Genomic DNA, 13724 nt, shown 5'->3' with positions numbered 1-13724 from the left:
CTATATCAAGCTTATTAGGTTAGAAGCGAAACCCTAATCCTACTTCGACACCTTGCTGCCACTCTTCGTAATCAAGGGTGGCATGCAAATCCAAGTTGTCTGTCAGTTGTACTCGGCTCGATACTTCAGCTGCGACAGACTTCTCATTTTCTTCGGTTTCATCTTTATAGGTATGAAGAGAACTGTTGAAAGAGATCCTTTCTGAGAACTGGTAACTGACACCGCTCAAGAATCCACTTTCGTGTTTCAATGATGCACTGTTGATCCGCGTACCGACATAAAGATCCACATCGTCAAACAAGCTATAGGCGTAGCCACTGTCGACTTTCCACGTATCGAAACTCTCGTTGGATGCATTTTGGGATGAGATAAAGAATTTGTGTGCCGAACGATCAATCTGACCGGGCAATAAGGGCAAGCTATTCGCTGAACAAACAACAGGCATAGCAAAGGCTAAAAGAATAAGTAATCTCTTCACTTCCCACTCCTGATGTCATTTATTATTGTTCTTTGAACGTTATCGTTCAATTAAAGCACAGTTATTGTATGCTTGCTGAACAATCGATATAGCGTTTTGTTATGACCTTATATGAAATTGATTGCTTTTCTCTGTTCGTTAATCAAACTGTATCTTCGAATTGTCGGTGCACACTGGATGTTTTATCACTGAAATGACGGTTTGCTCTGAAAAACGCTTCGAATGTAAAAAAAACGCAACTTTTCATTGACGTCTAGTGGTAAAAATTGATACACGTAGAGTAAAGCACAAGCAGAGAATTTGATATGCAGCACGTAAGCCACCTAGTAATGACCACAACCATTATTATTACCGACATTAACATTGTTGGGGCAGGCTGCTAAGTAACGGATTTTAAAAAAAAGGCCTGTATCCAACAAGATACAGGCCTTTTTTTGTACCATTTTTATGACTTATGGAGAAAGGGATGCGCGTTTTAAAGTTTGGAGGTTCATCATTAGCTGATGCAGATCGTTTTTTACGAGCGGCTGATATTATCGCTAATAATGCCCAGCAAGAAGAGCTAGCCGTTGTACTATCGGCTCCAGGAAAAACAACCAATAAGTTGGTCGCTGTTATTGAAGCTGCACTGAAAAATGGTGAAGCTGAAGCACAAATTACAGAGATCGAATCTTCATTTAATACTCTGTTTTCAGAGATCAAAGCAGCTGTGCCTTCTATTGATGGTTCAGCGTTTCAAGAGCAGGTCGATACCTCTCTTACTCAGTTAAAGCAGTTCGTGAATGGCATCAACCTACTTGGTATGTGTCCGAATCACGTCAATGCTCGCATCATCAGTAAAGGTGAGCGAATCTCTATCCAGTTAATGAAAGCGGTACTGGAAGCGAAAGGCCAACCTGCCAGCCTGATTGACCCTGTTCAATACCTATATGCTAAGGGTGATCACCTAGAAGCTATGGTCGATGTGGATGTCTCTACTCAGAACTTCCAACAGTCGCCACTTCCGAAAGGCCACGTTAACATCATGCCTGGTTTTACTGCTGGTAATGAGAAAGGTGAGCTAGTCACGCTTGGTCGTAATGGCTCTGACTACTCAGCAGCTGTGTTAGCGGCGTGTCTACGTGCTGATTGCTGTGAAATCTGGACTGATGTCGATGGCGTTTACAACTGTGACCCGCGCTTAGTTGACGATGCTCGTCTGCTTAAGTCTTTAAGTTACCAAGAAGCGATGGAGCTTTCTTACTTCGGTGCTTCGGTTCTACACCCTAAAACTATTGCGCCTATCGCACAATTCCATATTCCTTGTCTGATCAAAAACAGCTTTAACCCTCAAGGTGCGGGCACACTTATTGGTCAAGACACTGGCGAAGATAACCTAGCGATCAAAGGTATTACGACGCTAAGTGACCTAACTATGGTTAACGTGTCTGGCCCAGGCATGAAAGGCATGGTTGGTATGGCGAGCCGTGTATTTGGCGCGATGTCTTCAGCTGGTGTTTCTATCGTTCTTATTACTCAATCGTCTTCTGAGTACAGCATCAGCTTCTGTATCGAATCGGCTGACAAGTTAAAAGCTAAGCAAGTGCTATCAGAGGCGTTCGAACTTGAGCTTAAAGATGGCCTATTAGAGCCAGTTGAGTTCATGGACGACGTTGCTATCGTGACGCTGGTGGGCGATGGGATGCGTACTTCACGTGGTGTTGCTTCTCAGTTCTTCTCTTCTTTAGCTGAAGTGAACGTTAACATTGTAGCGATTGCACAAGGTTCATCTGAGCGCGCTATCTCGGCGGTTATCCCTGAAGACAAAATTTCAGAAGCAATTAAAGCTTGCCACGAGAACCTATTTAACTCTAAGCACTTCCTTGACGTATTCGTTGTTGGTGTTGGCGGTGTTGGTGGTGAACTTGTTGACCAGATCCAACGTCAGCAAGGCAAACTGGCTGAAAAAGGCATCGTGATTCGCGTATGTGGTTTAGCCAACAGCAAAGGCTTGTTGCTAGACAGTGAAGGTCTACCACTAGAACAGTGGCGCGATCGCATGTCGAGCGCGACTGAAGAGTTCAGCCTAGCTCGCTTAGCGGCTCTTGTTCAACGTAACCACATCATCAACCCAGTATTGGTTGATTGTACGTCTAGCGAAGATATTGCAGCGCAGTATGCTGACTTCCTAGCAGCAGGCTTCCACGTAGTCACACCGAACAAGAAAGCAAACACAGCAAGCATGGCTTACTACCATCAGCTGCGTGAAGTTGCACGTAACTCACGTCGTAAGCTGATGTACGAGACAACCGTAGGCGCAGGTCTACCAGTAATCGAAAACCTACAGAACCTAATCTCTGCAGGTGATGAACTTGAGAAGTTCAATGGCATTCTGTCTGGTTCTCTTTCTTACATCTTCGGTAAGCTTGATGAAGGCATGACACTGAGCCAAGCAACGAACATCGCTAAAGACAACGGCTTTACTGAACCTGACCCACGTGACGATCTATCTGGTATGGATGTGGCGCGTAAGCTGCTTATCCTTGCTCGTGAAGCTGGCATGGCACTTGAGCTTGAAGATGTAGAAGTTGACCAAGCCCTACCACCAGGTTTTGATGATTCAGGCACGGTTGAAGAGTTTATGGCTCGCTTACCTGAAGCGGACGCTTACTTCCAAGAGCAATCAGCTATCGCAGCAGAAGAAGGCAAAGTACTTCGTTATGTTGGTGAAATCGCGGAAGGTAAGTGTAAGGTTCGTATCGCAGCTGTTGATGGCGACGATCCAATGTTCAAGATTAAAGATGGCGAGAACGCGCTAGCATTCTACAGCCGTTACTACCAACCAATCCCACTTGTTCTTCGCGGCTACGGTGCCGGTACTGAAGTAACAGCAGCAGGCGTATTCTCTGATGTGATGCGTACTCTTGGTTGGAAATTAGGAGTTTAGGAATGAGTTCAAGTGATATGGATGTTGTCGTTTATGCTCCTGCATCAATCGGTAATGTCAGTGTAGGCTTTGATGTACTGGGGGCCGCTGTGTCTCCAGTGGATGGCACATTGCTGGGTGACCGAGTTATGGTTAAAGCCGGTGATGAACCATTCTCGCTTAAAACCGCAGGCAGCTTTGTTTCTAAGCTGCCAACTGAAGCGAAAGAAAACATCGTCTACGACTGTTGGGTGGTGTTCTCTAGAGAGCTAGATAAAAAAGGCGTTTCGATTAAGCCATTAGAAATGACGTTAGAAAAGAACATGCCTATCGGTTCCGGTTTAGGTTCAAGTGCATGTTCAATCGTAGCGGCGCTTGATGCGCTAAACCGTTTCCATGGTCAGCCACTGGATGAAACTGAACTGCTTGCCCTAATGGGTGAAATGGAAGGTAAAATTTCAGGCGGCGTGCATTACGATAACGTAGCACCTTGCTACCTAGGCGGTGTGCAATTGATGCTTGAAGAGCTAGGCATCATTAGCCAAGAAGTCCCATGCTTTGATGACTGGTATTGGGTAATGGCTTACCCGGGCATTAAGGTTTCAACGGCAGAAGCGAGAGAGATCTTACCGTCTCAGTACCGTCGCCAAGATATCATTGCACATGGTCGCCACTTAGCGGGCTTTATCCACGCATGTCACTCAGGCCAACCTGAACTGGCAGCGAAGATGATCAAAGACGTGATCGCTGAACCATATCGTGAGAAACTGCTTCCAGGGTTTGCTGACGCACGTAAATATGCGTTGTCGGCTGGTGCATTGGCTACTGGTATTTCCGGTAGTGGCCCAACTCTATTTAGCATTTGCAAAGAACAAGATGTCGCCGAGCGTGTTGCACGCTGGTTAGAACAAAATTACGTACAAAATGAAGAAGGATTCGTTCACGTTTGTCGCCTAGATAAGCAAGGTTCGATCGTTACAGGAAGTGAGTTATGAAGCTGTACAACATCAAAGAAAATGATGAACAAGTCTCTTTTGGCCAAGCCGTTCGTCAAGGCTTAGGTCGTAATCAAGGTCTATTTTTCCCATCTGAACTGCCAAAGTTTGATGATATCGATGCGCTGCTAGCAGAGGATTTTGTCCCTCGTAGCTCAAAGATTTTATCGGCACTTATTGGTGATGAACTACCGAAAGAGCAGATTGACCAAATGGTGGATGCAGCGTTCCAATTCCCTGCGCCTATCAACCAAGTAAAAGATGGTGTTTACGCACTTGAGCTTTTCCATGGCCCAACACTGGCGTTTAAAGATTTTGGTGGCCGCTTCATGGCGCAATCTCTAGCGGCAGTTTCAAATGGCGGTCAAATCACTATTTTGACAGCAACATCAGGTGATACTGGTGCAGCAGTTGCGCATGCTTTCTACGGCATGGAAGACATCAACGTTGTGATTCTTTACCCGAAAGGCAAGATCAGCCCGCTACAAGAAAAGCTATTCTGTACGCTGGGTAAGAACATTCACACGGTAGCGATTGATGGCGACTTTGACGCGTGTCAGGCACTAGTAAAAGATGCGTTTGATGACGCAGCACTGCGTGAAGAGATTGGTCTTAACTCAGCAAACTCTATCAACATCAGCCGCTTGATGGCTCAGATCTGTTACTACTTTGAGGCAGCTTCTCAGCTAACCAAAGAGCAGCGTGAAAACCTGGTTATTTCTGTACCAAGTGGTAACTTCGGTAACCTAACTGCAGGCCTATTGGCGAAAGCGCTTGGCTTACCAGTGAAGCGTTTCATTGCCGCTACCAATGAAAATGATACGGTTCCTCGCTACCTAGAAACCGGTGAGTGGGCTCCAAAGCCAACCGTTGCGACAACATCGAACGCGATGGATGTGAGCCAACCAAACAACTGGCCTCGTATCGAAGAGCTTTGCCAACTGAAAGGTTGGGGCTTAGATACTCTAGGCAAAGGTAAAGTATCTGACGAGCAGAGTGCTGAATCAGTACGTGACCTTAAAGCGCAAGGTTACCTTTGTGAACCACATGGTGCTATCGCTTACCGTCTATTGGATGAACAGTTGCAAGAGGGTGAAACAGGCTTGTTCCTATGTACAGCTCACCCTGCTAAGTTCAAAGAAGTGGTCGACGATATCCTAGGTTCAGATATTGAATTACCAGGTCCTCTAGCAAAACATGCTGCGATGGATCTATTGTCTGAAGATTTAGATAACGATTTTGAAGCGCTAAAAGCAGTACTTCGTCGTGTTCAACCTGCGTAATCTGTTATAGATAAAAGCAATTGAATTTAGACCATAACAAGAAAGGTGAATGAGCAATCATTCACCTTTTTTATTGCCTGATAGCTTATAAAGTTAACTTTATTTAGGTCATCTCTTAAGGTTAAATGGTTTATCTGGTTAATAGATTTAATCCAAGCTCAACGGAAAGGGATAGTATGAATTTTTTGATTTTCCTTGGCTCTGTACGTGAGAGTACACCGCCAAGACCTGCTCGGTTAGGAATGAGAGTCAGTAAGGCGTGTGCAAAACTACTAACGAATAAACATTCTGAGCATACGGTTGAGATCATCGACCCACTGGATTACGACTTTGGCGAGGTGTTTAAACCTGAATTTTCTTACCATCGCTCCAAAGTACCTGCACACCTTGCTGAGTTAGCGGACAAGATTGCCAAAGCTGATGGCTACGTGATGGTAAGCCCAGAATACAATCATTCAATGAGCCCGGCATTGGCCAATATTCTTAATCATTTTGGTAGCTCGCTATTTTCGTATAAGCCGAGTGCGATTGTGACGTACTCTGCGGGGCAGTGGGGCGGGGCAAGAGCATCGGTTTCGATGCGTACCTTCTTATCTGAACTCGGTTGTTTACCGGTTTCTGCGATGATTCATCTACCTAAAGCGCAAGAAGTCTTTGATGAAGAGGGTTGCGTTGCCCAAGAGTCAGAGCAAGCTCAATGGGATGAATACATGAACCGAACCTTTCATCAGTTGATGTGGTGGGCACAAGGTGCAGCGTTACAGAGAGATAAAGTGGATCCAACGTCGTTAGCAAAAGCCTTCACTAAAGATCCTTCTCAACGAAATGCGCCATAGCCAGTCTATAGGTAATTATTAGCAGTATAAAAACGAAAAAAGCTTGGCCATTTCTGACCAAGCTTTTTAAATCTTTAACACTCTAGTTTCTGAGATTATAGAGACTCAGTGAACGTACGTGCGATAACGTCACGTTGCTGTTCAGTTGTTAGAGAGTTGAAACGTACAGCGTAACCCGATACACGGATAGTTAGCTGTGGGTAGTTCTCTGGGTGAGCAACTGCGTCTTCTAGTGTTTCACGCTTAAGAACGTTAACGTTTAGGTGTTGACCACCTTCGATACGTGGTGCTGCTTCGATAGCAACTTCACGGCTCTCGTATTCACCTAGGTCTGCAGCTGGGATAACTTGGTCAGCTTCGAAACCAGCAGTAGCTGCAACACAACGAGCTTCATTCTTTTCGCTGTCTAGTAGCCAGATTGAGTTTAGTAGGTCGTCGTTTGCTGCTTTAGTAATTTGAATACCTTGGATCATAACTATCTCCTAGTCCACTGAATGTGGTTTGATTATGGTGTTAACTTTCGATTTTTATTGAGCTGGGTAATATATACCTAATGTTTGTGAGGTTAACATTGATTTAAGTCAAAAAACAACCAAAAACCATATTTTTACAAAGGTGATTATTTTGAGGTAAATCAATAAAACCTTTGAAAACAAACTAATTACAAAATATTTTAAAGTATAAAAAATATTTAACGGTCATATTTGTTGTAATTTTACTACATTTGTTGCTCTTTTATTGAGCAGTAACCGATGCGACCCTTTATTTATGATGCATTCTGAAAGTGTGAAGTGATTTAATGACAAACAAAATTTCATCGTCAAAACCTGAAACAAATATTAAGTTTATTGGCGCTCATGTGTCGGCCGCTGGTGGTGTTGATCAGGCTCCTATGAGGGCTCGAGAGATAGGCGCTAATGCGTTCGCACTGTTTACGAAAAACCAGAGACAATGGGCAGCAAAGCCGTTAGAGGCGAAAACCATTAGTGCCTTTAAAGCCAACTGTAAGATGCTAGGCTTTTCAGCAGAGCACATTCTTCCTCACGACTCCTACCTGATTAACCTCGGCGCACCAGAAGAAGAAAAGCTAGAGAAATCGCGCGCTGCCTTTATTGACGAAATGGAGCGTTGTAATCAGCTTGGTCTAACGCTACTGAATTTTCATCCTGGGAGTCATTTAAAGAAAATCTCAGAAAGCGAATGTTTGGCTAAGATCGCTGAGTCTATCAATCTCGCCCATCAAGCTGTTCCTGATGTGATTGCGGTGATTGAGAATACTTCTGGTCAAGGCACTAACTTAGGTTGGAAGTTCGAGCATCTCGCTGAGATCATTGATCAGGTAGAAGATAAGTCTCGTGTTGGCGTATGTTTGGATACTTGTCATACCTTTACAGCGGGCTATGACCTAAGAACAAAAGAGGCGTGCGAGCACACTTTCGCTGAGTTCGACCGCATCGTGGGTATGCACTATCTCAGAGCAATGCACATCAATGATTCAAAGGCTGAGTTCGCGAGCCGAGTTGATAGACACCATTCTTTAGGAAAAGGTGAAATTGGCTGGGATTGTTTCGAGTATATTGCCTCGGATCCTCGCTTTAATGGTATCCCGCTTATCTTAGAAACGATTGATTCGACGATTTGGAAAGAAGAAATTCAACAACTTAGAATGTTTCACCGCGCAGCAACGGTTGAGAATGGCGAAGCGTAATAATAGAGGAGAAAATTAAATTTCTCCGTTTTATCGAAATTGGCACCTTTCTTTCATAGCAACTAAGTGAATATGTAGTTCACTGTTTGATAGAGGAGGGTGCCATTATGTATTCTAAAACTCATACCCCAAGAACGTCTTCAACTATCCATGCTGCAGCTCGCTTACCTGCGCCAAATCGTCATATTCATAGTCATGGTCATCATCGAACTCAACAAAAAAGTGGTTAATAGAGATCCACACAACTTGAACTGATTATTATGATTCATCAACGAATGAACCCTACACATCATGTTTATTGATAGCTGTATGAGGTATAACTAGGGCGTGTTGATCTTTCGAGCTGATTTTTGCAGCGAGTTGTTGGGTATTTATACAAGGCAGAGGCTTTGACGTGTAGCTAGCCTACATGAGAAGCCGCTAACGCAGTAGAAATGACCAGCAAACGCTGCCCGAAGGGTTCGGCTAAAAGCGTTTTACTCTTTGTTGAGGGAGATTTGCTTAGAATGACTAGGCTACTTCTCCCTCGCCGCGATTAAAACGCTTTTATCTCGAACAAAATTTAACCACGAAAGGTCAACACGCCCTAGCGCCTTATTTAGGACAGTTAGCCGATACAGCTATTTTTTTGTCTGGCGAAACCTAGAAACCTTGATGATTGGGAATTAAAACGATGAACGCGCCAAAGACTTGGGAATCCATTATTAATGATGAACGTGAAAAAGAGTACTTTCAAAGTGTTCTCGCTTATGTCGAACTGCAACGTAATAGTGGGAAAACCATCTACCCGCCACTAGAACAGGTGTTCAGTGCCTTCGATATGACACCTTTCGAATCAGTGCGAGTCGTTATCCTAGGACAAGATCCTTATCACGGTGCTAATCAAGCACACGGCTTAGCTTTCTCTGTATTGCCCGGCGTTAAAATCCCGCCTTCTCTGCGCAACATGTACAAAGAACTGGCACAAGATATCGAAGGTTTTGAAGCACCTAACCATGGTTACCTTGAAGCTTGGGCATCACAAGGGGTGTTGATGTTGAATACTGTTTTGACTGTAGAAGAGGCACAAGCACACTCACATGCAAAATGTGGCTGGGAAACCTTTACCGATGCGATCATTGCTGAACTAAACCAGCGCTCTGAGCCGATCATTTTCTTATTATGGGGCGCACATGCCCAGAAGAAAGGCCAAGCAATTGATGCCCAGAAGCACCATGTATTAGCCGCGCCTCACCCTTCACCATTATCTGCACGTCGTGGTTTCTTTGGTTGTCAGCATTTTTCAACGGCTAACAAACTGCTTTCTTCTATGGATCAGCAACCTATCGACTGGCGTCTACCGGCTGAAGTGTAGGTTGGTTGTTTTCTGAGCAGGGTCAAATCATAACTCGGCATCTTCGTATACACTTATAAATAGTAGGTGTAATGGAGTGCAATACTATGATGATTGAAAGGATAAGACGAGAGCATGGCTATATGGCTCGGTTACTCGCAATACTCAACAATAAGTTAGAGCTGCTAAAGCAGGAGCGAGAGATAAACTATAGCCTGATCGCTGAGGTGGTTCATTACCTGATGAACCATTCAGACAAAGTTCATCACCCTAAAGAAGACGTCATTTACCGCTATTACCTGAAGCAATATGGCAGTGATCAAGCGATTGAAGACCTGGAGTTAGAACATCAGTTGTTATCTGAGAAAACGGCTGATTTTCTCGGTGTTGTCGATATGATTCTCCAAGATGCGGTGGTACCGCAACAGGTGTTTATCGACCAGCTTGAATCCTTTGTGAAAGCGCAACGAAAGCACATGGAGTATGAAGAGAAGCAGGTACTACCAATGATCGTACAAGCATTTACGGTGAAGGATTGGCAAAAAGTTGAATCGCAATGGCTTCAGCCAGAAGATGATCCTGTGTTTGGAGATACGATTGCTGATCAGTATCGTCAACTTGCTGCTCGCGTGCGACAAAATGAGCAAGAGTGTGTTTAGCACCTCGATATCGCTCTCTTTATAGTAGAGGGACCCCTTTATTAAAGGTATATAAAGCGGTTTGTAGGCTGAAACGTCACTTGATGAAATAAAAAAGGCACCTTCATAGGTGCCTTTTGCTATCTGTTTTCTTATCGTGCTGATTAAAGCTTTATATCGTCAAGGCTGAAATCAAGTCCTAGGTTCATCTCTCGCAGCTCTTTCTCAAGCTGTCTACGGTCATTGATTGCCTCAATTTCACGCCACTTACGCTTGAGTGGTTTAGAGCGTGTTTTCTGAGTTGCACGTGGCATTTCTAGTTCTGATATTTCATCGAATTGAAAGTTATCCATAAGCCATATCTCCTTCCGTGGGACTAGTTCTTACGAACTATTAAATATCATATTTAGGTTCACCATAACCTTGATTTGTTTCTCATTTGTTTCAAATACATGAAGGTTTTGTTCTCGTTTTTTATGCATGCTCACACATTGTGATGATTTTTGTGTACAAAAAACGAGCAAACAAACCTAAGTAAACGATTAAATTACAGGTTGTTGAATGTTAATTCATTGTGCGAAAGGAATAGCACTTTATCGACAATGCATTTAACTGCGTATCACGCTTTATTGGATAGTCATCTTATCGTCCTAGAAAAAAACGCAGAACTTCACTATACCTTGTAAAACCTAGGCTGGAGTTATTTTTATAGGATGTCGTTCTTGTTGAGGTAGGGCGATTGTGGATGTTGATAGGATGTCCCGATAATGTGACTTTTATTGGGCTGGATTGTTGAAAATTGTGTTAACAAAAGGTGTGTTATTAGTGAAATGTCATTTTAATATAAATGTATTTGCATATTGATTTTTAGATCATCTCGCTGCATTATCCGCCCGTCAAAAAATACACCGATACGTAAAATGGATGCATGAAGCGACATTTACAATCTAGATCGCAACAAATAAATATAAAACTAATGCCGACACAACTATTGACACTGGCATAGGTGATCTAGAGGAAGGCTTGGAAGCATGATCGGTGCTTAAACTCAATTACGAGGTTCACGTGACAGACTTAATCAATTTGATGAACGATCTCCTTTGGGGATCTATCTTAGTTTATTTACTGGTTGGTGTGGGTATCTACTTCACCGTACGACTAGGCTTCATTCAATTCCGCCATTTCGGCCACATGTTCTCTGTTCTAAAGAACAGCCGCAAAGCAGACAGTGCTGGTATCTCTTCTTTCCAAGCTCTTTGTACTAGTCTTGCTGCTCGTGTTGGTACGGGTAACATGGCAGGTGTTGCTGTAGCGCTTACCGCTGGTGGCCCTGGTGCTATCTTCTGGATGTGGCTAATTGCAATGCTAGGTATGGCAACATCGTTTGCAGAAAGTACGCTAGCACAGCTATACAAAACACGCGATAACGACGGTAACTACCGTGGTGGCCCTGCATACTACATGGAGAAAGGCCTAGGCATGCGTTGGATGGGGGTTCTATTCTCTATCTTCCTAATCATCGCATTCGGTCTTGTGTTCAACGCGGTTCAAGCGAACGCGATTGCAAGTGCAATGAATACAGCGTTTGACTTTGAACGCAGCTACACAGGTGTAGCAATCGTAATTATCTCTGCATTCGTTATCTTCGGCGGTATCCGTAAGATCGCACGTACTGCAGAAATCATCGTACCAATCATGGCATTGGCTTACCTTGCTATCGCACTGTTCATCATGTTTGCGAACATTGAGAAAGTGCCTGAAGTGATCGCTCTTATCTTCAAGAGTGCATTCGGTCTGCAAGAAGCAGCTGCGGGTGGCCTAGGTTACGCAATTGCACAAGCGATGATTAACGGTATCAAACGTGGTCTGTTCTCGAACGAAGCGGGTATGGGTTCTGCGCCGAACGCAGCAGCTTCTGCTACGCCTTACCCACCGCACCCAGCATCACAAGGTTATGTACAAATGCTAGGTGTATTCATGGATACGATCGTTATCTGTTCTGCAACAGTAGCAATCATCTTGATGTCTGGTGAGTATGTACCACACGGTGAAGTAACAGGTATCGAACTGACTCAACGTGCACTAACAGCACAAGTGGGCTCATGGGGCGGCATCTTTGTAGCGGTAGCGATTTTCTTCTTCGCTTTCACTTCAATCATTGCAAACTACTCGTACGCTGAAACGAACCTGATTTTCCTAGAGCACAACAATAAGAAAGGCCTAGTGCTATTCCGTATTATTGTACTAGGTATGGTTATGTTTGGTTCTCTAGCAACGCTACCTACGGTATGGGCACTGGCTGACGTATCGATGGGTCTAATGGCGATTGTTAACTTGGTGGCGATTATCCTGCTGTCAGGTATCGTTATTAAGCTAGCGAAGGACTACAACCGCCAACTTGACGCGGGTAAAGTACCGACATTTGATGCAAATGACTTCCCTGAGCTTAAGTCTCAACTGGAAGATGGTATTTGGGACAACAACAAGAAATAATCTTGTTGGAGCGATAAAGCGCTCATCCTAAAACGATTGCAAAGGCTAAGGTTTCGACCTTAGCCTTTTTCTTTGCCTGCGTTTTCATTCTCAGCGGCTTTGGATGATTGAAAGTGGGTGGTTAGAATCATCTATCAAAGTAATAGGAAGAGTCATAAAGACAAGTTGATGTTTTTTCTATACTCTAGCAGCATCCAGTTAGATAACCGATTAGGGTAAAGTTATGTTAGTTGTCGTGTCTCCAGCCAAAACACTTGATTACGAATCACCATTAGCGACAGAACGCTTTAGTCAGCCTGAGTTTGTTGAACACTCTGCTGAACTGATTGAAGAGTGCCGCAAGCTGACACCAGCAGATGTCTCTGCATTGATGAAAGTGAGCGATAAGATCGCAGGGTTGAACGCAGCGCGCTTTGAGCAGTGGAGCGAGACTTTTACCCAAGAGAATGCACGTCAAGCCATCCTTGCCTTCAAAGGTGATGTATACACAGGCCTAGACGCTGAAACACTGTCGGATGAAGATTTTGACTACGCTCAGAACCACCTACGTATGCTTTCTGGTCTTTACGGCTTACTAAAGCCGCTTGATTTGATGCAACCTTACCGCTTAGAAATGGGCACGCGTTTAGCGAATGCTCGCGGTACTAACTTATACCAGTTCTGGGGCAACATCATCACAGATAAGCTGAATGAAGCGCTGAACGCTCAAGGCGACAATGTACTGATCAACCTAGCATCTAACGAGTACTTCAAAGCGGTAAAACCAAAGAACTTGGATGGCCAAGTGATTACACCGGTATTCAAAGACTGTAAGAATGGTCAATACAAGGTGATCAGTTTCTACGCGAAAAAGGCGCGTGGCATGATGGCCCGCTACATCATTGAGAACAAAGTGGACTCAATTGAAGCGCTGACTAAGTTTGATACAGCAGGTTACTACTTCGTAGAAGAAGAATCGAACGCGAAAGAGCTAGTCTTCAAGCGTGAAGAGCAAAACTAGAGGTTATTGGTTCAAGGTAGTCGCGCTTTAAGGCGAGATACCAACTAGATAAAGA

The 13724-nt window shown here is 44.1% G+C and carries 12 protein-coding genes and 1 other annotated feature; of the genes, 9 read left to right on the top strand and 3 right to left on the bottom strand.

Going from position 1 to position 13724, the window contains the following annotated elements:
- Positions 1–19: 19 nt before the first annotated feature.
- Positions 20–478: a ribonuclease regulator gene (locus L0991_11010; protein ID XGB61936.1), complete on the bottom strand. Its 459-nt coding sequence runs from the start codon at positions 476–478 to the stop codon at positions 20–22.
- Positions 479–796: 318 nt separating this feature from the next.
- Positions 797–915 (top strand) — a sequence feature (Thr leader region).
- A gap of 29 nt (positions 916–944) precedes the next feature.
- On the opposite strand from L0991_11010, the gene thrA reads away from it, so the two are divergent.
- The 4 genes from thrA to L0991_10990 all read left to right on the top strand — a co-directional run bounded on the left by thrA (position 945) and on the right by L0991_10990 (position 6497).
- Positions 945–3404: a bifunctional aspartate kinase/homoserine dehydrogenase I gene (thrA, locus tag L0991_11005; protein ID XGB61935.1), complete on the top strand. Its 2460-nt coding sequence runs from the start codon at positions 945–947 to the stop codon at positions 3402–3404.
- A 17-nt stretch (positions 3405–3421) separates the two neighbouring features.
- Positions 3422–4378: a homoserine kinase gene (gene thrB / locus L0991_11000; protein XGB63891.1), complete on the top strand. Its 957-nt coding sequence runs from the start codon at positions 3422–3424 to the stop codon at positions 4376–4378.
- Positions 4375–5661: a threonine synthase gene (thrC, locus tag L0991_10995; GenBank protein XGB61934.1), complete on the top strand. Its 1287-nt coding sequence runs from the start codon at positions 4375–4377 to the stop codon at positions 5659–5661. Before thrB ends, thrC begins: the two co-directional genes overlap by 4 nt.
- Before the next feature lie 176 nt (positions 5662–5837).
- Complete coding sequence (locus tag L0991_10990) at positions 5838–6497, top strand: NAD(P)H-dependent oxidoreductase (GenBank protein XGB61933.1); 660 nt, start codon at positions 5838–5840, stop codon at positions 6495–6497.
- A gap of 95 nt (positions 6498–6592) precedes the next feature.
- Here L0991_10990 and grcA read toward each other — a convergent pair whose 3' ends face one another.
- Complete coding sequence (gene grcA, locus L0991_10985) at positions 6593–6970, bottom strand: autonomous glycyl radical cofactor GrcA (protein ID XGB61932.1); 378 nt, start codon at positions 6968–6970, stop codon at positions 6593–6595.
- Between the two features lie 326 nt (positions 6971–7296).
- Between grcA and nfo the strand changes: the two genes are divergently transcribed.
- The 3 genes from nfo to L0991_10970 all read left to right on the top strand — a co-directional run bounded on the left by nfo (position 7297) and on the right by L0991_10970 (position 10197).
- Positions 7297–8205 carry a deoxyribonuclease IV gene (gene nfo, locus L0991_10980; GenBank protein XGB61931.1) on the top strand — a complete coding sequence of 303 codons (909 nt, stop codon included), beginning with the start codon at positions 7297–7299 and terminating at the stop codon, positions 8203–8205.
- A gap of 673 nt (positions 8206–8878) precedes the next feature.
- Positions 8879–9559, top strand: a complete 681-nt coding sequence (gene ung / locus L0991_10975) for a uracil-DNA glycosylase (GenBank protein ID XGB61930.1) — start codon at positions 8879–8881, stop codon at positions 9557–9559.
- Between the two features lie 86 nt (positions 9560–9645).
- A complete protein-coding gene (locus L0991_10970; GenBank protein XGB61929.1) occupies positions 9646–10197 on the top strand; it encodes a hemerythrin domain-containing protein in 552 nt (183 codons plus the stop codon).
- Positions 10198–10340: 143 nt separating this feature from the next.
- Here L0991_10970 and L0991_10965 read toward each other — a convergent pair whose 3' ends face one another.
- Complete coding sequence (locus L0991_10965) at positions 10341–10529, bottom strand: DUF3545 family protein (GenBank protein ID XGB61928.1); 189 nt, start codon at positions 10527–10529, stop codon at positions 10341–10343.
- A 712-nt stretch (positions 10530–11241) separates the two neighbouring features.
- Between L0991_10965 and L0991_10960 the strand changes: the two genes are divergently transcribed.
- Entirely contained in the window at positions 11242–12669 is a 1428-nt protein-coding gene (locus L0991_10960) for a sodium:alanine symporter family protein (GenBank protein ID XGB61927.1), read from the top strand.
- 223 nt (positions 12670–12892) lie between these two features.
- On the top strand, positions 12893–13669 hold the full coding sequence (yaaA, locus tag L0991_10955) for a peroxide stress protein YaaA (protein XGB61926.1): 777 nt from the start codon (positions 12893–12895) through the stop codon (positions 13667–13669).
- Positions 13670–13724 lie beyond the last annotated feature (55 nt).

Source organism: Vibrio chagasii, assembly GCA_041879415.1.
In the GTDB taxonomy this organism is placed as follows: domain Bacteria; phylum Pseudomonadota; class Gammaproteobacteria; order Enterobacterales; family Vibrionaceae; genus Vibrio.
This window is presented reverse-complemented; position numbering and strand designations above follow the sequence as displayed.